16 protein-coding genes are annotated in these 20,262 nt (G+C 72.2%); 12 read left to right on the top strand and 4 right to left on the bottom strand.

Features of this window, described 5'->3' with window-relative positions; translation table 11 throughout:
* The first annotated feature begins 405 nt into the window (after positions 1–405).
* Positions 406–1,377, top strand: coding sequence for a CorA family divalent cation transporter (locus AB0E91_RS29520; protein ID WP_361788129.1), 972 nt, complete (start codon positions 406–408; stop codon positions 1,375–1,377).
* 212 nt (positions 1,378–1,589) lie between these two features.
* On the opposite strand, the gene rpsT is transcribed toward AB0E91_RS29520, so the two are convergent.
* Complete coding sequence (gene rpsT, locus AB0E91_RS29525; protein WP_161178162.1) at positions 1,590–1,856, bottom strand: 30S ribosomal protein S20; 267 nt, start codon at positions 1,854–1,856, stop codon at positions 1,590–1,592.
* Positions 1,857–2,083: 227 nt separating this feature from the next.
* Here rpsT and lepA point away from each other — a divergent pair, with 227 nt between their 5' ends.
* The 4 genes from lepA to hemW all read left to right on the top strand — a co-directional run bounded on the left by lepA (position 2,084) and on the right by hemW (position 9,502).
* A complete protein-coding gene (lepA, locus tag AB0E91_RS29530; RefSeq protein WP_361788131.1) occupies positions 2,084–3,958 on the top strand; it encodes a translation elongation factor 4 in 1,875 nt (624 codons plus the stop codon).
* A 290-nt stretch (positions 3,959–4,248) separates the two neighbouring features.
* Positions 4,249–6,123 carry a long-chain fatty acid--CoA ligase gene (locus AB0E91_RS29535; RefSeq protein WP_361788133.1) on the top strand — a complete coding sequence of 625 codons (1,875 nt, stop codon included), beginning with the start codon at positions 4,249–4,251 and terminating at the stop codon, positions 6,121–6,123.
* 236 nt (positions 6,124–6,359) lie between these two features.
* Positions 6,360–8,228, top strand: a complete 1,869-nt coding sequence (locus AB0E91_RS29540) for a SpoIIE family protein phosphatase (protein ID WP_361788307.1) — start codon at positions 6,360–6,362, stop codon at positions 8,226–8,228.
* 41 nt (positions 8,229–8,269) lie between these two features.
* Positions 8,270–9,502: a radical SAM family heme chaperone HemW gene (gene hemW, locus AB0E91_RS29545; RefSeq protein ID WP_361788135.1), complete on the top strand. Its 1,233-nt coding sequence runs from the start codon at positions 8,270–8,272 to the stop codon at positions 9,500–9,502.
* Between the two features lie 128 nt (positions 9,503–9,630).
* On the opposite strand, the gene AB0E91_RS29550 is transcribed toward hemW, so the two are convergent.
* The gene (locus tag AB0E91_RS29550; protein ID WP_361788137.1) at positions 9,631–10,434 is read right to left on the bottom strand and encodes a DUF3097 domain-containing protein; all 804 of its coding nucleotides are present in this window, start codon (positions 10,432–10,434) and stop codon (positions 9,631–9,633) included.
* 34 nt (positions 10,435–10,468) lie between these two features.
* Positions 10,469–11,191, bottom strand: a complete 723-nt coding sequence (locus AB0E91_RS29555; protein WP_361788139.1) for an MBL fold metallo-hydrolase — start codon at positions 11,189–11,191, stop codon at positions 10,469–10,471.
* 163 nt (positions 11,192–11,354) lie between these two features.
* Here AB0E91_RS29555 and hrcA point away from each other — a divergent pair, with 163 nt between their 5' ends.
* From hrcA to AB0E91_RS29575, 4 genes are all read left to right on the top strand, one after another.
* Positions 11,355–12,371, top strand: a complete 1,017-nt coding sequence (hrcA, locus tag AB0E91_RS29560; RefSeq protein WP_161181839.1) for a heat-inducible transcriptional repressor HrcA — start codon at positions 11,355–11,357, stop codon at positions 12,369–12,371.
* Positions 12,372–13,517 (top strand): molecular chaperone DnaJ, encoded by a 1,146-nt coding sequence (gene dnaJ / locus AB0E91_RS29565; RefSeq protein WP_361107201.1) that lies wholly within the window; start codon positions 12,372–12,374, stop codon positions 13,515–13,517.
* 130 nt (positions 13,518–13,647) lie between these two features.
* Positions 13,648–14,724: a nitronate monooxygenase gene (locus AB0E91_RS29570; protein WP_361788142.1), complete on the top strand. Its 1,077-nt coding sequence runs from the start codon at positions 13,648–13,650 to the stop codon at positions 14,722–14,724.
* Entirely contained in the window at positions 14,721–15,467 is a 747-nt protein-coding gene (locus AB0E91_RS29575; RefSeq protein WP_361788144.1) for a 16S rRNA (uracil(1498)-N(3))-methyltransferase, read from the top strand. Before AB0E91_RS29570 ends, AB0E91_RS29575 begins: the two co-directional genes overlap by 4 nt.
* Here AB0E91_RS29575 and AB0E91_RS29580 read toward each other — a convergent pair.
* Positions 15,393–15,806: a hypothetical protein gene (locus tag AB0E91_RS29580; protein WP_361788146.1), complete on the bottom strand. Its 414-nt coding sequence runs from the start codon at positions 15,804–15,806 to the stop codon at positions 15,393–15,395. The genes AB0E91_RS29575 and AB0E91_RS29580 overlap by 75 nt on opposite strands.
* 112 nt (positions 15,807–15,918) lie before the next feature.
* Here AB0E91_RS29580 and AB0E91_RS29585 point away from each other — a divergent pair, with 112 nt between their 5' ends.
* From AB0E91_RS29585 to AB0E91_RS29595, 3 genes are all read left to right on the top strand, one after another.
* A complete protein-coding gene (locus AB0E91_RS29585; protein WP_361788148.1) occupies positions 15,919–16,470 on the top strand; it encodes a hypothetical protein in 552 nt (183 codons plus the stop codon).
* A gap of 135 nt (positions 16,471–16,605) precedes the next feature.
* Positions 16,606–19,752: a S41 family peptidase gene (locus AB0E91_RS29590; RefSeq protein ID WP_361788309.1), complete on the top strand. Its 3,147-nt coding sequence runs from the start codon at positions 16,606–16,608 to the stop codon at positions 19,750–19,752.
* A 143-nt stretch (positions 19,753–19,895) separates the two neighbouring features.
* The gene (locus tag AB0E91_RS29595; RefSeq protein ID WP_161180888.1) at positions 19,896–20,249 is read left to right on the top strand and encodes a histidine triad nucleotide-binding protein; all 354 of its coding nucleotides are present in this window, start codon (positions 19,896–19,898) and stop codon (positions 20,247–20,249) included.
* Positions 20,250–20,262 lie beyond the last annotated feature (13 nt).

Here is a 20,262-nt window from a genome sequence, read left to right on the forward strand (position 1 = left end):
CGCCGATGCTCCGCATCGACTCCCTCCTCCGCCTTGCGATGCACGGCACCAGACGCCGCTCCCTGATCCGGCCTGATCGACGAGACACCCCCTAGCGGGCACTCCCCTTGCCGGGGACGTACGGCCCGAGCCTCGATGGCATGGTCCGAGCCTTTACGGCATGGTCCGAGCCTTGACCGAACGGTCCGAGCCGCGCCAGTACCGTCCCGCGCCAGTACCGTCCGACACCGAGGTCCGCGCCACCAGGCACCGGGGCCCCGCCCCTCCACAGCGACCCGCCCCCGCCCCCAGACCCAGTAATCCGTTCGGCCCACCCCACGACGCACACGAGTGCCTACAGGTGCGGGACCGTCGAGGAGAACAGACGCTGGAATCCGCAGCATCCGGCACGGACGGCGAGGGGCGATGATCGTAACGGTGGTGTCGATGCCGGAGGCGACGATCACGCGTGCGGATGTCGCGGAGGCGAGGGAGAGGCTGGCGACGGAGCGGTTCGTGCTCGTCGACATCGAGTTGCCGGGGGAGGGGCCGGAAGCCGGGTCGGTGGCCGAGGAGCTGGGGCTGGAGGCCGAGGGGCTGGACTGGTTCGGCAGGGCGGACGAGCCGCCACGGGCGGAGTATCTGGGGGACAGGGCGGGACTGGTCGTGCCGGTCGTCCAGGGGGAGCGGATCGCCCTCGTCCATGTGCTGGTGACCGAGCACTTCCTGGCCACCGTGCACCGGGGGCAGGCCGGGCTGGCGATTCCCATGACCCGGGCGCTGACGCACGAGCGGCCGTCCGACGCCGTGGCGGTGCTCTTCCTCATGCTCGGGGAGGCACTGGGCACGTTTCGCCGGGCGGCCGTGCAGGCACTGCTGGAGACCGAGGAGCTGGAGGACGACATGTTCGAGGAGCGGCTTCCCGAGCAGGTGCGCGAGCTGGCGCGGCTGCGACGCCGTTCCGCCCTCCTGCATCACTTCCTGCGGCCGTTCCTCGAACTGACCGACGAGATGCTCACCCGCCGGATGATGAGCCCCACCTTCCCCGAGCAGCGGCAGCGGCTCGCCCGGGAGTTCCAGACCAGCGGGCGACTGGTGCTCGCGGACCTCGAGTCGTTGCAGGAGGCCACGCGCCGGGCGTTCGCCAGTTACTCCTCGCTGGTGGCCGGTGAGCAGAACGGGGTGATCAACCGGCTGGCCATTGTGTCGGTGGTCTTTCTGCCGCTGTCGTTCCTGACCGGGTTCTTCGGCATGAACTTCACGTTCCTGACGGACAAGCTGGAGAGCCGGGACGAGTTCTGGCTGTTCGCCATCGGACTGCAGTTGCTCGTCCTGCTCCTCTCCCTCTACGTGCTGCACCGCACCAGGATCTGGCGCAGGCTGCGCGAGGGTGACTGACCGGACGGCGACGGACCGGACGGCCGTGCCCGGGTATGCCGAAGGCCCCGCCCGGCACCCTTGGGGAAGGGGTCGGACGGGGCCTTCGGTTGAAGATTCTGAACTCGCACCCGCGTGGCGAACGCAGGCCGCGTGCGAGTTCGGGGGCCGGTAGGGGGCGGATGAGAGAGGGCCCGCCCTGGGTCCCGCCGGCGTTCAGATCAGGTGAGAACTCAGCCCTTGAGGTCGGTGACCTTGGCGGCCAGCGCCGACTTCTTGTTGGCGGCCTGGTTCTTGTGGATGACGCCCTTCGAGACGGCCTTGTCGAGCTGACGCGCGGCAGCGCGCTGGTACTCGGTGGCCTTCTCGACGTCACCCGCGGCAGCGGCCTCACGGGCCTTGCGGATCGCGGTCTTCAGGGAGGACTTGACGGCCTTGTTGCGCAGGCGCGCCTTCTCGTTGGTCTTGATCCGCTTGATCTGGGACTTGATGTTCGCCACGAAAGGAGCCTTTTCAGGTTCAGGCACGGGACCGCTCGGGCCCCGGACCGGTGATCCAAGGATTTCAGTACGTGCCTCGCGCTGAGAGGGCATGAGGCACAGCCATCAACAGTACCAGTGGCCGCCTCGGCGGCCCAAAACGCCCCCCGGTCGCTCTCCGTGGGACCATGGAGACTACGTATCGATCCGACCCGAGGCATAAGGCGCCTCAAGAGACAGGACCCTGCGTGCCCGCGACCCCTAACCATGTGCCCGAGCCGAGCCGTACCGACCCGGCTCTGATCCGCAACTTCTGCATCATCGCGCACATCGACCACGGCAAGTCCACGCTCGCCGACCGGATGCTCCAGCTGACCGGTGTGGTCGAGCAGCGGCAGATGCGTGCTCAGTACCTCGACCGGATGGACATCGAGCGCGAGCGCGGCATCACGATCAAGTCCCAGGCGGTGCGTCTGCCCTGGGCCCCGACCGAGGGCCCCGACCAGGGCGCGACGCACATCCTCAACATGATCGACACCCCGGGGCACGTCGACTTCACCTATGAGGTCTCGCGGTCGCTGGCCGCCTGCGAGGGAACCGTCCTCCTCGTCGACGCCGCCCAGGGCATCGAGGCGCAGACCCTCGCCAACCTCTACCTGGCGATGGAGAACGACCTCACGATCATCCCGGTGCTCAACAAGATCGACCTGCCGGCCGCCCAGCCGGAGAAGTTCGCCGAGGAGCTGGCGAACCTCATCGGGTGCGACCCCGACGACGTGCTCAAGGTCTCCGCGAAGACCGGCATGGGCGTCGAGGCGCTCCTCGACCGGGTCGTCGAGCGGATCCCGGCACCGGTGGGCGTCAAGGACGCCCCCGCCCGCGCGATGATCTTCGACTCGGTCTACGACTCCTACCGGGGTGTCGTGACGTACGTCCGTGTCATCGACGGCCAGCTCAACAAGCGCGAGCGCATCAAGATGATGTCGACCGGCGCGACCCACGAGCTGCTGGAGATCGGCACCAACTCGCCCGAGATGCTCCCGGCCGACGGCCTGGGCGTCGGCGAGGTGGGCTATCTGATCACCGGTGTGAAGGACGTCCGCCAGTCCAAGGTCGGTGACACCGTCACCAGCCAGGTCAAGGGCGCGACCGAGGCCCTCGGTGGCTACAAGGACCCGAAGCCGATGGTGTTCTCGGGCCTGTACCCGCTGGACGGCTCGGACTACCCGGAGCTGCGTGAGGCCCTGGACAAGCTCCAGCTCAACGACGCCGCCCTGGTCTACGAGCCGGAGACCTCCGCCGCCCTCGGCTTCGGCTTCCGCGTCGGCTTCCTCGGCCTGCTGCACCTGGACGTGATCCGGGAGCGCCTGGAGCGCGAGTTCGGCCTCGACCTGATCGCCACCGCGCCCAACGTGGTCTACCGCGTGGTCATGGAGGACGGCAGCGAGCATGTCGTCACCAACCCGAGCGAGTTCCCCGAGGGGAAGATCAACGAGGTCTACGAGCCGGTCGTGCGGGCCACGATCCTCGCGCCCACCGAGTTCATCGGCTCGATCATGGAGCTGTGCCAGACCCGGCGCGGCACCCTGCTCGGCATGGACTACCTCTCCGAGGACCGGGTCGAGATCCGCTACACGCTGCCGCTCGCGGAGATCGTCTTCGACTTCTTCGACCAGCTGAAGTCCAAGACCCGCGGCTACGCCTCGCTGGACTACGAGCCCACGGGCGAGCAGACCTCCAGCCTGGTCAAGGTCGACATCCTGCTGCACGGCGACAAGGTGGACGCCTTCTCGGCGATCACCCACAAGGACGCCGCGTACGCGTACGGCGTGCGGCTCGTCGCCAAGCTGCGCGAGCTGATCCCCCGGCAGGCCTTCGAGGTGCCGATCCAGGCCGCCATCGGTTCGCGGGTCATCGCCCGCGAGACCATCCGCGCCATCCGCAAGGACGTCCTCGCCAAGTGCTACGGCGGTGACATCTCCCGTAAGCGGAAGCTGCTGGAGAAGCAGAAGGAAGGCAAGAAGCGGATGAAGATGGTGGGTTCCGTGGAGGTTCCGCAGGAAGCCTTCATCGCGGTCCTCTCCAGCGACGACAGCGCGGGATCGGGCAAGGGCAAGAAGTAACCGCGCGCGGTACCGGGCCGTACACGCAATTCCGGGCACATGGGGCTCGTCGCACACAAGTGCGGCGGGCCCCTGCGTGTACGGGGCGTCGCTCTGCGTGGACGTTCCGCGGGGTCCTGTGCGGAAGTCGCAGGCCGCGTCCCCTTACGCGACGGCCGGTAGCGCCTTACCCTGATCCCTGCCCATAGTTACTCGCGAGTTAAACAACAGGCCGTACCCGTTCGAACACCCACGTGAGTCAACCCAGCCGCACCGAGTCAGCCGCACCGTCGCGGGCCCCGGAGGATGTCGTGAGCGACACACAGACCCTGATCGAGAACCGACCGCCCTCCGTGGCGGCCCTCTTCCTGGAGCGCGTGGCGGCGACACCGGACGCCGAGGCGTACCGCTACCCCGTCCCGTCCGCCACGGGCACCGGTCCGGACGAGTGGAAGTCGCTGAGCTGGAGCCAGGCCGCCGAGCGCGTGTACGCCATCGCGGCCGGCCTCATCGAACTGGGCGTCGAGCCCGAGCAGCGTGTGGCGCTCGCCTCCTCGACCCGGGTCGAGTGGATCCTCGCCGACCTCGGCATCCTCTGCGCGGGCGGCGCCACCACGACCGTCTATCCGCAGACCAACTCCGACGAGTCGGCGTTCATCCTCTCCGACTCCGAGAGCCGGGTGCTGATCGCGGAGGACGCGGCCCAGGTCGCCAAGGCGGCCGAGCGGCGAGCCGAGCTGCCCGCGCTCACCAAGGTCGTCGTCATCGACCCCGAGGGCGTCGAGACCGACGACTGGGTGATCACCCTCGCCGAGCTGGAGAAGCGCGGCGCGGCCTATCTGGCGACCCACCCCGAGCTGATCAAGGAGCGGGTCGGCGCGATCACCGCCGACCAGCTCGCCACCCTGATCTACACCTCCGGCACCACCGGCCGCCCCAAGGGCGTGCGGCTGCCGCACGACAACTGGTCGTACATGGCGAAGGCCATCGCCGCGACCGGGCTGCTCGGTCCGGACGACACGCAGTACCTGTGGCTGCCACTCGCCCACGTCTTCGGCAAGGTGCTCACCTCCGGGCACATCGAGATCGGCAACGTCACCGCCGTGGACGGCCGCGTGGACAAGATCATCGAGAATCTGCCGGTCGTGCGGCCGACGTACATGGCCGCCGTGCCCCGCATCTTCGAGAAGGTCTACAACGGCGTGGCGGCCAAGGCCCGCGAGGGCGGCGCCGCCAAGTACAAGATCTTCCAGTGGGCCGCCGAGACCGCCCGCGAGTACGCCAAGGCGTCCCAGGACAGCTTCCGGCGCACCGGCACCGCCTCCGTGCCGTTCGCGCTCGCCGCCAAGCACAAGGTGGCCGACGCCCTCGTCTACGCCAAGATCCGCGAGGCGTTCGGCGGCCAACTGCGCGCCTGCGTCTCCGGCGCCTCCGCCCTCGCCCCCGAGATCGGCTACTTCTTCTCCGGCGCCGGCATCCACATCCTGGAGGGCTACGGCCTCACCGAGACCTCCGCCGCCTCCTTCGTCAACCCGGGCGAGGCGTACCGCACCGGCACGGTCGGCAAGCCGCTGCCCGGCTGCGAGGTGCGCATCGCGGACGACGGCGAGATCCTGCTGCGCGGCCCCGGTGTCATGCAGGGCTACCACCAGCAGCCCGAGAAGACCGCCGAGGTCCTTGAGTCCGACGGCTGGTTCCACACCGGGGACATCGGCGAGCTGTCGGCCGACGGCTATCTGCGCATCACCGACCGCAAGAAGGACCTCATCAAGACCTCCGGCGGCAAGTACGTCGCGCCCGCCGAGGTCGAGGGCCAGTTCAAGGCCGTGTGCCCGTACGTCTCCAACATCCTGGTCCACGGCGCCGACCGGAACTACTGCACCGCCCTCATTGCCCTGGACGAGCCCACCATCCTCCAGTGGGCCGCCGACAACGGCCTGGAGGGCAAGTCGTACGCCGAGGTCGTCGCCGCGCCGCAGACCGTCGAGCTGGTTGCCAGGTATGTGAAGCAGCTCAACGAGGGCCTGCAGCGCTGGCAGACGATCAAGAAGTTCCGGCTGCTGCCCCGCGACCTCGACGTGGAGCACGGCGAGATCACCCCGAGCCTGAAGCTGAAGCGGCCGGTGGTCGAGCGGGAGTACCGCGGGCTGATCGACGAGATGTACGCCGGGGCGCGCGAGAACTGACCGGGCCCCCGGACCTGGACCCGGACCCCGTACCTCCGTGGCCGTACCTCCACAGCCGCACGCACACGCACCCGCGGAACGGGCGTGAACCCCCCGAAGAGGGGAGTTCGCGCCCGTCTGCGCTCGAAAGTGTCCGTCTTCTGGCACACCAGTAGCACAGTTCCCCCGCACGACCGCTCATTTCGGTGACACCCCGCTTATGCGCGCCCCCTGTCTGTCACCCTGGCCGCATGGACATGGCGGCCATACCGACCCAGCGGGCGACCGACGCCCCCGTCGGTGACACGCCCGCGCACCCCGGCGCGGGTCCGCTCGGCGAAGGGCGGGCCACCCTCGCCGGGAGCCTCGCCGCGCCCGGCTCCGCCCGCACCCTGGTGCGCGGCGCCTTCGCCGAGTGGGCGGCCCTCGGACTGACCGGACCGGACGGCGACGCACGGCTGACCGACGACGCGATGGCCGTCGTCAGCGAACTCGTCACCAACGCGGTCGTCCACGCGGGCACCGAGGTCGAGATCGCCTGGCGCCTGGAGGCGACCGGCGCGTTCACCGTGGAGGTCCACGACCAGCACCCCGCGCGCGCCCCGCGCGACCCCTCCGACACCGACGCGCCCCCGGAGATGCCCGAGCACGGGCGCGGGCTGCGCCTGGTCGCCACCCTCGCGGAGACCTGGGGCGTCACCTACCACGCCCGCGGCAAGACCCTGTGGGCGCGGCTGCCGCCCGGCGGCAAGGAGGAACCCGAGGGCCCCGCGCCCGTACCCGCCCTGCGCTCCGCCGAGGCCCTGGCGCCGCAGCCGCAGCGCCCCGGCGGCGACCGGGACTGGCTGGGCCGGGGCGCGCTGTCCTTCCTCGCCGAGGCGTCCGACCTGCTCGCGGGCCAGCTCGACGAGAACCTGGTCGCCGCCCTCACCGGCCAGCTCCTGGTGCCCCGGCTCGCGGACTGGTGCGCGGTGTGGCTGGAGGACGAGGCGACCGTGCGCACCGGGTGCGGCTCCGGGCCCGTCCGGGTCTGGCACGCCCACGAGAGCCGCAGCGAGGAGCTGCTCCGCGCCCTGGAGAAGGACCCGCCGCGCCCCGACGGCGTGCGCTCGGGCCCGGAGCCGTACCCCTGGCCGGGTGCCGCGCTCGGCCCCGAGGGCACCCAGGGCACCGCGCTCGCCTACCGGCTCATCGCGGGCGGCCGCCCGCTGGGCACGCTGGTGATCGGCCGCTGCGGGCTGCTCCGCTTCCCCGACGAGGTGACCGGGCTGGTCGAGGACCTGGGGCGCCGGGTGGCGCTGGCCATCGGCGCGGCCCGGCAGTACGCCCGCCAGGCCACCATCAGCGCTGTCCTCCAGCGGGGTCTGCTGCCCGGCGCGGTCGCGGAGATCCCGGGCATGCGCAGCGCGCTCGTCTACGAGCCCCGCGACAAGGGCGGCCCCAGCGGCGACTTCTACGACCTGTTCCCGGCGGGCGACGGCCGCTGGTGCTTCGCCGTGGGCGACGTCCAGGGCAAGGGCCCGGAGGCGGCGGTGGTGATCGGCCTGGCCCGGCCGTGGATCAGGCTGCTGGCCCGCGAGGGCTACCCGGTCGCGGGCGTCCTCGACCGCCTCAACCAGCTCCTCCTGGACGACGCCACCGAGGCCGCCGACGCGGCCGCCCGCGCGCTGGTCGCGGCGGGCGGCGGCCCCATCGCGCCGGGGGAGGGCCCGCAGAGCCGTTTCCTCTCCCTGCTCTACGGCGAGCTGACCCCGCACGCGAACGGCGTCACCTGCGTCCTCGCCTCCGCCGGGCACCCGCTGCCGCTGGTGCTGAGCCCCGACGGCACGGTCCGCAGCGCCGCCCGGCCGCAGACCCTGCTCGGCGTGGTCGAGGACGAGACCTACACCAGCGAGAGCGTCGAGCTGGAGCCCGGCGACAGCCTGCTGTGCGTCACGGACGGGGTGACCGAGCGCCGCTCCGGCTCCCGCCAGTTCGACGACGAGGACGGCCTCGCGCTCGCCCTCGCGGACTGTGCGGGGCTCGACGCCGAGCGCATCGCGGAGCGCATCCACGACCTGGTGCTCGGCTTCGCCGCCGACCTGCCGGACGACGACCTGGCGCTGCTGGTGCTCCAGGCGGACTGAGGCCGGACGGGTGCCGTCCCGAGTACGGGACAATGGAGGACATGCCTTCCGCACTCCCCGACGGCGAGCCCGTCCCCACCGACGGCGCGCTGCCCGCCTCCGCGCTCGCCGGGGCCGCCGACCGGCCCCTCGGGTTCTATCTGCACGTCCCGTACTGCGCGACCCGCTGCGGCTACTGCGACTTCAACACCTACACCGCCACCGAACTGCGCGGCACCGGCGGCGTGCTCGCCTCCCGGGACAATTACGCGGACACCCTCACCGAGGAGGTCCGCCTGGCCCGCAAGGTGCTCGGCGACGACCCGCGCGAGATCCGCACGGTCTTCGTCGGCGGCGGCACGCCGACCCTGCTGGCCGCCGGGGACCTGGTACGGATGCTGGGCGCGATCCGCGACGAGTTCGGACTCGCGCCGGACGCGGAGATCACCACCGAGGCCAACCCGGAGACGATCACCCCCGCCTACCTCGCCGAGCTGCGCGAGGGCGGCTTCAACCGGATCTCCTTCGGCATGCAGAGCGCGAAGCCGCACGTCCTGAAGATCCTCGACCGCACCCACACCCCGGGCCGCCCCGAGGCGTGTGTCGCGGAGGCCCGCGCGGCCGGGTTCGAGCACGTCAACCTCGACCTGATCTACGGCACGCCCGGCGAGTCCGACGACGACTGGCGCGCCTCCCTGGAAGCGGCCCTCGGCGCGGGCCCCGACCACATCAGCGCGTACGCCCTGATCGTCGAGGAGGGCACCCAGCTCGCCCGCCGCATCCGCCGGGGCGAGGTCCCCATGACGGACGACGACGTCCACGCCGACCGCTATCTGATCGCCGAGGAACTGCTCTCCGCGGCGGGCCTCCACTGGTACGAGGTCTCCAACTGGGCCACCTCCGAAGCGGGCCGCTGCCTCCACAACGAGCTGTACTGGCGCGGCGCCGACTGGTGGGGCGCGGGGCCGGGCGCCCACAGCCACGTGGGCGGGGTGCGCTGGTGGAACGTGAAGCACCCGGGCGCGTACGCGGCTGCGCTGGCTTCGGGCCGCTCTCCGGGCGCCGGCCGCGAACTCCTCTCGGAGGAGGACCGCCGCGTGGAGCGCATCCTGCTTGAGCTCCGGCTGCGGGAGGGAGTCCCCCTGTCCCTCCTGAAGCCGGACGGGCTCGCGGCTTCCCGGCGGGCACTGGCGGACGGTCTGCTCGATTCTGGTCCGTACGACGAGGGGCGCGCGGTGCTCACGCTGCGGGGGCGGCTGCTGGCGGACGCGGTGGTGCGGGACCTGGTGGACTGAAGGACCGACCCCCGCAACGGCGGGGACCACGACTTGCTCGGCCGCGTGGACGAGCTGATCGACGGATCACCTCCGCATGCGCGGAGAGCAGCCCACCAGGCACGATTTGCTCAACGAACCGGCAGCGATCAGGGCACGGTCACGTGATCGATCAGCCGCTCGACCGAGCCCAGCAGCTCAGACTCCAGCTCCCGATAAGACGTCACCTTCGCCAGAATCGCCTGCCACACCGCCCCCGTGTTGTCCGAAGGCCAGCCCAGTGCCCGGCACACCCCCGTCTTCCAGTCCTGGCCGTGGGGAACCCGGGGCCACGCGGAGATGCCGAGGGCGGACGGCTTCACCGCCTCCCAGATGTCGATGTACGGGTGGCCGACCACCAGGGCGTGGTCGCTGGTCACCGACTGGGCGATGCGCCACTCCTTGGTGCCGGGGACCAGGTGGTCCACCAGGACGCCCAGGCGGGCGTCGGGGCCGGGGGCGAACTCCGCGACCACGGAAGGCAGATCGTCCACGCCCTCCAGGTACTCCACCACCACCCCCTCGATGCGCAGGTCGTCGCCCCAGACCTTCTCGACCAGTTCGGCGTCGTGGCGGCCCTCGACGTAGATGCGGCCGGCGCGGGCCACGCGGGCGCGGGCGCCGGGGACGGCCACGGAGCCGGAGGCGGTGCGGGTGGGGCGGAGTGGGGTGGCGGAGGGGCGTACGAGGGTCACCGGGCGCCCCTCGAGCAGGAAGCCGCGCGGCTCCAGGGGGAAGACGCGGTGCTTGCCGAAGCGGTCCTCCAGCGTCACCGTGCCCGCCTCGCAGCGGATCACCGCCCCGCAGAACCCGGTGCCGGGCTCCTCCACCACCAGACCCGGCTCGGCGGCGACCTCGGGCACCGGCTGCGGCTTCTTCCAGGGGGCGGTCAGATCGGGGGAGTACTCACGCATTCTGATGACGATAGGAGAACTCGCCCCAGCCCCCTCACGACACGCCGAAACGGGCTGCCAGGGCGTCGCGTTGGCGTCGTACGAAGTCCGCGTCGACCACCGCTCCATGACCGGGGACGTACAGCGCGTCCTCGCCGCCGAGGGCGAGCAGCCGGTCCAGGGCGGCGGGCCAGCGGGCGGGTACGGCGTCCGGGCCCGCCTGGGGTTCGCCGGACTCCTCGACCAGGTCGCCGCAGAAGACCACCTCCGGCGAGCCGGGGACCAGGACCGCGAGATCGTGGGCGGTGTGGCCGGGGCCGACGTTGGCGAGCAGCACTTGACGGCCGCCGCCGAGGTCGAGGGTCAGTTCCCCGGAGACGGGATGGAGCGGCACGGGCAGCGAGGCCGCGGACTCGTCCGCGTCGGCGACCGGCAGCCCCTGCTTGATCGCGTCCAGCCGCAGTTCCCCGGCCTCGTGCGCGAGCAGCGCGTCCATGCCGACCGGCGCGTACGCCTCGGCCCCGCCGAACGCGGCCGCGCCCAGCACATGATCGAAATGCGGGTGGGTCAGCGCGAGATGGGTCACATCGTGGCCGGTCAGCTCCCGCACCGCCGCCTTCAGCCGCGCCCCCTCCGCGAGGCTCGCCCCCGCCTCCACGAGCAGTGCCGTACCCGCCCCGACGACCAGCCCCGCCGTACAGTCCCAGCCCGGCAGCCGGCACCGTCCGACGCCCTCGGCAAGTCGCTCCCACCCCAGGTCTTCCCAAGTCACGCTCATACCGGGACGCTATCGGCAAGAAGCCGGTGCAGTACCGCTGACCTTGCCCGGGCGGTACCCCGCGGCCGTACACTGGGCCGGGGAAGTCTGGCACTCGCATGAGCAGAGTGCCAGGGGAAACAAGCCGAGTGCCGTGGGGCGACAAGATGGAGGTGCGCGCCGAATGCTGAGTGAACGCAGGCTTCAGGTGCTGCGCGCCATCGTGCAGGACTACGTGGGCACCGAGGAGCCGGTCGGGTCGAAGGCGCTCACCGAGCGGCACAACCTCGGCGTCTCCCCGGCCACCGTGCGCAACGACATGGCCGCCCTGGAGGACGAGGGCTTCATCGCCCAGCCGCACACCAGCGCGGGCCGCATCCCCACCGACAAGGGGTACCGCCTCTTCGTCGACAAGCTCGCGGGCGTCAAGCCGATGTCCGCGCCCGAGCGGCGCGCGATCCAGAACTTCCTGGACGGCGCCGTCGACCTGGACGACGTGGTGGCCCGTACGGTCCGGCTGCTCGCGCAGCTGACCCGGCAGGTCGCCGTCGTGCAGTACCCCTCGCTCACCCGCTCGACCGTGCGGCACGTGGAACTGCTCTCGCTCGCCCCCGCGCGCCTGATGCTCGTGCTGATCACGGACACCGGCCGGGTCGAGCAGCGCATGGTCGACTGTCCGGCGCCGTTCGGCGAGTCCTCGCTCGCCGATCTGCGCGCCCGGCTCAACAGCCGGGTCGCCGGACGCCGGTTCTCCGACGTGCCGCGACTGGTCGAGGACCTCCCCGATGCGTTCGAGGCCGACGATCGCGGTACCGTCTCCACAGTGCTCTCCACACTGCTGGAGACACTGGTCGAGGAGAACGAGGAACGGCTGATGATCGGCGGCACCGCCAATCTCACCCGTTTCGGACATGACTTCCCCCTGGTGATCCGGCCCGTTCTGGAGGCACTTGAGGAGCAGGTCGTGCTGCTCAAACTCCTCGGCGAGGCCAAAGATCCGGGCGTCACCGTGCGTATCGGGCACGAGAACGCCCACGAAGGACTCAACTCCACGTCCGTCGTGTCGGTCGGCTACGGTTCGGGCGGCGAGGCGGTTGCCAAGCTCGGCGTGGTCGGACCGACCCGCATGGACTACCCGGGAACGATGGGAGCGGTACGCGCAGTGGCACGGTACGTCGGACAGATCCTGGCGGAGTCGTAAGTGGCCACGGATTACTACGCCGTTCTCGGCGTGCGCCGCGACGCGTCGCAGGATGAGATCAAGAAGGCGTTCCGCAGGCTCGCACGCGAGCTGCATCCGGACGTCAACCCCGATCCGAAGACCCAGGAGCGGTTCAAGGAGATCAACGCCGCCTACGAGGTGCTGTCGGACCCGCAGAAGAAGCAGGTCTACGACCTCGGCGGCGACCCGCTCTCCCAGGCGGGCGGTGCGGGTGCGGGCGCGGCCGGCGGCTTCGGCGCCGGTGGCTTCGGCAACTTCTCCGACATCATGGACGCGTTCTTCGGCACGGCGTCGCAGCGCGGCCCGCGCTCGCGCACGCGGCGCGGCCAGGACGCCATGATCCGGATCGAGGTCGAGCTGGACGAGGCCGCCTTCGGTACGACCAAGGACATCCAGGTCGACACCGCGGTCGTCTGCAACACCTGCAGCGGCGAGGGCGCGGCCCCCGGCACCACCGCGCAGACCTGTGACATGTGCCGCGGCCGCGGCGAGGTCTCCCAGGTCACCCGGTCCTTCCTGGGCCAGGTCATGACCTCGCGGCCCTGCCCCCAGTGCCAGGGCTTCGGCACCGTGGTCCCGACCCCGTGCCCCGAATGCGCGGGCGACGGCCGGGTCCGCTCCCGGCGCACCCTGACGGTGAAGATCCCGGCCGGTGTCGACAACGGCACCCGCATCCAGCTCGCGGGCGAGGGCGAGGTCGGCCCCGGCGGCGGCCCCGCCGGTGACCTGTACGTCGAGATCCACGAGCTGCCGCACTCCACCTTCCAGCGGCGCGGTGACGACCTGCACTGCACGGTCACCATCCCGATGACGGCGGCGGCCCTCGGCACCAAGGTGCCGCTGGAGACGCTGGACGGCATGGAGGAGGTCGACATACGGCCCGGCACCCAGTCCGGCCAGTCGATCCCGCTGCACAACCGGGGCGTCACGCACCTGCGCGGCGGCGGCCGGGGCGACCTGATCGTGCACGTCGAGGTCATGACCCCGACCAAGCTCGACCCCGAGCAGGAGCGGCTGCTGCGCGAACTGGCCAAGCTGCGCGGCGAGGAGCGGCCCACGGGCCAGTTCCAGCCCGGCCAGCAGGGTCTGTTCTCGCGGCTGAAGGACGCGTTCAACGGCCGCTGACCGCGAGCGTCGGTGGGGAGGGGGGTGCCCGGCACCCCCCTCCCTCCGTTTCCGGGACCCTCCCTCCGTTTGCGGGGCAGGGAGCCCGGCCCGATTCGGACTCGCGCGGCGGACGTGACACGATGCGGACATGCCCCGCACCCTCGCCGATCTCCTCGTGCTTCCGATCGTGCAGGCACCCATGGCGGGCGGCGTCTCCACGCCGGAACTGGCCGCCGCCGTCTGCGAGGCGGGCGGCCTCGGCTTCCTCGCCGGGGGCTACCGGACGCCGGACGCGCTGCGCGCGGACATCGAGCGGCTGCGCTCACTGACCGGCCGCCCCTTCGGCGTCAACCTCTTCCTGCCCCAGCCGCAGCCCGCCGACCCCGCCGCCGTCGAGCCGTACGCCGCCGGCCTCGCCGGGGAGCGCGAGCGCTACGGCACCGCGACCGGCGACCCGTACGGCCCGGGCGAGGACGGCTACGACGCCAAGCTGGCCTTTCTCCTCGCCGACCCGGTCCCCGCCGTCTCCTTCCACTTCGGCGTGCCCGAACCCGAGGTCCTGGCAGCGCTGCGCCGGGCCGGGACGGTCACGCTGGTCACCGCCACCACCGCCGAGGAGGCCCGCGCGGTCCAGGCTGCCGGGGCCGCCGCCGTCATCGCGCAGGGCGTGGAGGCGGGCGGCCACCAGGGCACCCACCGGGACGACCCCGCGCGCGACGGCGCCGGACTCGGACTCCTCGCGCTGCTCGCGGAGGTCACCGAGGCCGTGGACATCCCGGTCGTCGCGGCCGGCGGACTCATGCGCGGCGCACAGATCGCCGCCGTGCTCGCCGCCGGGGCCAGTGCCGCCCAGCTCGGTACGGCCTTCCTCGCGACCCCCGAGTCCGGCGCCCCCGAGGTGCACAAGCGGGCGCTGACCGACCCCGGCTTCCCGCACACCGAGCCGACCCGCGCCTTCACCGGACGCCCCGCGCGCGCCCTGGTCAACCGCTTCCTGCGCGAACACGGCGCGGACGCCCCCGCCGCCTACCCGGCCGTCCACCACCTGACCGCCCCGCTGCGCCGGGCCGCCGCCGGGGCCGGGGACGCGCAGGGCATGGCGCTGTGGGCGGGACAAGGACACCGGCTGGCCCGCGCGCTGCCGGCCGGACGCCTTGTGGAGGTACTGGCCGCCGAACTGCGCGCGGCGACAACAGAGTTGGCTGACGGAGGTGGTGCGGGATGACCGCTCCCGTGTTCGTGGTGGAGGACTTCGGCCCGGAGGGCGGACCGTTCGTCCTGGACGGGCCCGAGGGACGGCACGCCGTCTCCGTGAAGCGGCTCCAGGCGGGCGAGGAGGTCGTCCTCACCGACGGCGCCGGACGCCATGCCGTGGCCGAGGTGACCGGGACCGAGGGCAAGGACCGGCTGCTCGTGCGCCTCGGCGCGGTGATCCGGGAGCCGGAGCCCGCCCCGCGCATCACCGTGGTCCAGGCACTGCCCAAGGGCGACCGGGGCGAACTCGCCGTCGAGACCATGACCGAGGTCGGCGTCGACCGGATCGTGCCCTGGCAGGCCGCCCGCTGCATCACCCAGTGGAAGGGCGACCGGGGTCTGAAGGCGCTCGGCAAGTGGCGCTCCACCGCGCGCGAGGCGGGGAAGCAGTCCCGCCGGGTCCGCTTTCCCGAGGTCGCCGAGGCGGCCACCACCAAGCAGGTCGCCGCACTGCTCGCCGAGGCCGACTTCGCCGCCGTGCTGCACTCCGACTTCGAGCACGAGAGCGCGCCGCTGGCCACCGTCGACCTCCCCGCGACCGGCGACATCGTGCTCGTCGTCGGACCCGAAGGCGGCGTCTCCCGCGACGAGTTGGCCCTCTTCGAGGAGGCCGGCGCCCGCGCCTGCGTCCTCGGCCCGTCAGTCCTGCGCACCTCCACCGCCGGAACGGCGGCCGCCGCCCTCCTGCTGGGCCGCACCGGCCGCTGGTCCTGACCCGACGGCGGCGGGGAGCAGTTCCCAGCCGTCCAACTCCCCGGCGGTGACCCCGCGTCGGCGTACCTCGTCCACGAAGGCCCGTACGACGGCGGGCCGGTGCAGATTCGCGCTGTGGCCGTGCTCGTCGCACACCAGCCCGGAGTGGGCGTAGGCCGCGCCGGTGCCCAGCACCCGTCCCGGACGGTCCCGGAAGACGATCCGCAGGACGGCACCGTCCCGGCTCAGGGTCAGCACCTCCTGGCAGCCCGTCTCCGGTGTGTGCCGGTGCCGCACGGTCCACCGGTACGCGGTGCCGTCGGGGAGGACCAGGCGTCTGCGTCTGCGGGCGTCGCGCATCGGGGGAAGGTAGCACGCACCGCGGGCGGGGGAACCGGCGTGCGCCGCACGTTCGGGTGACGGGGCGGAGGCGGTCTTTCGCCGGGCCGGAGTCGGTGGCACGCTGAGAGGCATGGGGGCTTCGAGGTGGAATCGCCGCTCCGTACGGCTGTTGGCCGTGAGCGGGCTCGCGGCTTTGGGATTCGGCACGGTGACGGCGTGCCAGCCGACCGACCTGGGCTCCGCGACCGTCGCCTACACCACCGACTCGACCGCCACCGCCGAGCTGAACCGGCGCCATGTGGACGTGAGTTGGCTGACCTGCGTCGGGCAGCAGGGCGACAGTGCCACTGCGTCCAGGGCGAGTTCACCCTCCACGGCCACCGTCGTCGGCGTGGACTGCCAGGGCCGCACCAAGGACGGCAAGAAGATAGCCGTCACCGGTGAGGTGACCCGCGCGGTCAACGGCGCCTGCGTACGCGGCAACCTGACCGCCACCGTGGACGGCCGCCGGGTCTTCCGGCTCAGCGGACTCGGCGACTGCGACGCCACGCCCAGCCCCGTCTTCCCCCCGCCCGCCACCTACCGCCCGCCGGGACAGCCCCGGCCCACCGTGACGGTCACCGTCACCCGGACCCTGTGGTGCAAGGGCGATCCGACCTGCTGGCCCGTCGAAGGAAAGTGATCCAAATCCGGCGCCACGACGCCGGACCGCGCGTAAGGTGACCGCGTGACTCAGGGTGCTGGCAAGGACATCACGGCAGACACGACGACCACGACGACCTCGGGGTATCTCCGATTCCCGCACATCCACGGGGACTTGGTGACCTTCACCGCCGAGGACGACGTCTGGGTGGCCCCGCTCGACGGCGGCCGCGCCTGGCGGGTGAGCGCGGACAACGTCCCCGTGAACCACCCCCGCATATCCCCCGACGGCACCACCCTCGCCTGGACCTCGACCCGCGACGGCGCCCCCGAGGTGCACATCGCCCCGGTCGACGGCGGACCCGCCAAGCGGCTGACGTACTGGGGCAGTTGGAAGACCCAGGTGCTCGGCTGGACCCCGGAGGGAGAGGTCCTCGCCGTCAGCACCCAGGGCCAGGCCAGCCTGCGCCGCACCTGGGCCCGCGCGATCCCGCTCGACGGCGGCCCCGCCACCACCCTGCCGTACGGCCCGGTCGGCGACATCGCGTACGGCCCGCACACCGTCCTGCTCTCCGCCCCCATGGGCCGCGAGGCCGCCTGGTGGAAGCGCTACCGGGGCGGTACGGCGGGCAAGTTGTGGATCGACCGGGACGGCGACGGCGAGTTCGTCCGGCTCCACGAGGACCTGGACGGCAACATCGAGGCCCCCCTGTGGGTCGGCGACCGCATCGCCTTCCTCTCCGACCACGAGGGCACCGGCGCCCTCTACTCCTCCCTCGCCGACGGCACCGACCTGCGCCGCCACACCCCCCTCGGGGGCTTCTACGCCCGCCAGGCCGCCACCGACGGCACCCGTGTCGTCTGGTCCAGCGCGGGCGAACTCTGGCTCCTGGACGACCTCGACGGCGCCGAACCCCGCCGCCTGGACATCCGCCTCGGCGGCGCCCGCGTCGACCTCCAGCCCCACCAGGTCGGCACCGCCCGCTGGTTCGGCTCCGCCTCCCCGGACCACACCGGACGCGGCAGCGCCGTCGGCGTGCGCGGCACCGTCCACTGGGTCACCCACCGCGGCGGCCCCGCCCGCGCCCTCGCCGCCGAGCCCGGCGTGCGCGCCCGGCTGCCGCGCACCTTCCGCGCCGACGGCGAGGAGTGGGTGGTCTGGGTGACCGACGCCGAGGGCGAGGACGCCCTGGAGTTCGCCCCCGCCACCGGCCTCGCCCCCGGCGCCGTACCCCGCCGGATCGCCGCCGGACAGCTCGGCCGTGTCCTCGCCCTCGCCATGTCGCCCGACGGCAGCCGGGCCGCCGTCGCCTCCCACGACGGACGGCTGCTGCTGGTCGAGCGGGAGACCGGCGAGGTCCGCGAGGTCGACCGCAGCGAACACGGCGACGTCCACGGCCTGGCCTTCTCACCCGACTCCGGCTGGCTCGCCTGGGCCCACCCCGGCCCGCGCCCGCTCTCCCAGATCCGTATCGCCAGTACGACCGACCTCACGGTCACCGAGGCGACCCCGCTGCGCTTCCAGGACTACGCGCCCGCCTTCACCCTGGACGGCAAGCACCTCGCCTTCCTCTCCAGCCGCTCCTTCGACCCCATCTACGACCGGCACGTCTTCGACCTGGCCTTCGTCGACAGCGTCCGCCCGCACCTGATCACCCTCGCCGCGACCACGCCGTCCCCCTTCGGACCGCAGCGCCACGGCCGCCCCTTCGGCACCCCGGACAAGGACGAGACCCCGGAGAGCGAGGGCGCCCCGGTCACCCGGATCGACCTCGAAGGCCTGGCCGACCGCATCGTGCCCTTCCCGGTCGAGGCCGCCAGCTACACCAACCTGCGCGCCGCCCGCGACGGCGTCCTCTGGCTGCGCCACCCGATGCGCGGTGTCCTCGGCGCCGCCCGCGCCACGCCCGACGCCCCCGACCCCAAGACCGAGCTGGAGCGGTACGACCTCGCCCAGCAGCGCCTGGAGCACCTGGCCGCCGACGCCGACCACTTCCGGGTCAGCGGCGACGGCAAGCGCGTACTGCTCTGGAGCGAGGGGCGGCTGCGCGTCGTACCCGCCGACCGGCGCGCCTCCGACGACGAGGAGAGCGACTCCAACATCGTCGTGGACCTCGGCCGCATCCGGCACACCGTCGACCCGGTCGCCGAGTGGCGCCAGATGTACGAAGAGACCGGCCGCGTCATGCGGGACAACTTCTGGCGCCCCGACATGAGCGGCGTCGACTGGGACGGCGTACTCGACCGCTACCGCCCGATCCTCGCCCGCCTCGCCACCCACGACGACCTGGTCGACCTCCTCTGGGAGGTGCACGGCGAACTCGGCACCTCGCACGCCTACGTCACCCCCGGCGGCGGCTTCGGCGGCGGACCCCGGCAGGGTCTGCTCGGCGCCGACATCTCCCGTCACGAGGACGGCAGTTGGCGCGTGGACCGCATCCTGCCCTCCGAGACCTCCGACCCCGAGGCCCGCTCCCCGCTCGCCGCGCCCGGTGTCGCCGTACGCCCCGGCGACGCGCTCGTGGCCATCGGCGGCCGCCCCGTCGACCCGGTCACCGGTCCCGGCCCGCTGCTCACCGGCACCGCCGGAAAGCCCGTCGAGCTGACGATCTCCCCGGCGGGCGGCGGCGAACCCCGGCACGCCGTGGTCGTCCCCCTCTCCGACGAGGAGCCGCTGCGCTACCACGCCTGGGTCGCCGACCGGCGCGCCTACGTCCACGAGAAGTCCGGCGGCCGCCTCGGCTACCTCCACGTCCCCGACATGCAGGCCCCCGGCTGGGCCCAGATCCACCGCGACCTGCGCGTCGAGGTCGCCCGCGAGGGCCTCGTCGTGGACGTCCGCGAGAACCGCGGCGGCCACACCTCCCAGCTCGTCGTCGAGAAACTGGCCCGCCGCGTCATCGGCTGGGACCTCCCGCGCGGCATGCGCCCCGAGAGCTACCCCCAGGACGCCCCGCGCGGCCCGGTCGTCGCCGTCGCCAACGAGTTCTCCGGCTCCGACGGCGACATCGTCAACGCCGCCATCCGCGCCCTGAACATCGGCCCCGTCGTCGGCACCCGCACCTGGGGCGGCGTCATCGGCATCGACAGCCGCTACCACCTGGTCGACGGCACGCTCATCACCCAGCCGAAGTACGCCTTCTGGCTGGAGGGCTACGGGTGGGGAGTCGAGAACCACGGGGTGGACCCCGACGTAGAGGTCATCCAGAAGCCCCAGGACCACGCGGCGGGCAGGGACACCCAGTTGGACGAGGCGATAAGGCTGGCGCTGGAGGCACTGGAGAGGGAGCCGGCGAAAACTCCCCCAGGCCTGCCCAGCTAAAGGGACGTGGGGCGCCGCGAAAACACCCTGGACCCTGCCAACCTGAAGGGGCGCGGGGAACTGCGCGACCAGCCCAAACGGCGCCGCACCAAACCGACTACGATGCCCAAGACCACCCAACCGGCGAAAGCGAGCGCAGCGAAATGGCGGGAGAGCCGCAGGAAGACTGCCTGTTCTGCAAGATCGTCGCAGGCCAGATCCCCGCGACCGTGGTCCGAGAGACGGACACCACCGTGGCGTTCCGGGACATCAACCCCCAGGCCCCGACGCACATCCTGGTGATCCCCAAGGCGCACTACAAGAACGCCGCCACCCTCGCGGCAGAGGCCCCGCAGCTAGCAGCCGACGTGCTCGCCGAGACGCAGGTCATCGCCGACGAGGAAAAACTGGAGAGCTACCGCACGGTCTTCAACACCGGCGCCGGCGCCGGTCAGACCGTCTGGCACGCCCACGCGCACGTCCTCGGCGGCCGCGGCCTCGAATGGCCCCCCGGCTAGGCCAAGGCCCGTA

The sequence above is a fragment of the Streptomyces sp. NPDC026659 genome (assembly GCF_040638245.1).
Taxonomy (GTDB): Bacteria; Actinomycetota; Actinomycetes; order Streptomycetales; family Streptomycetaceae; genus Streptomyces.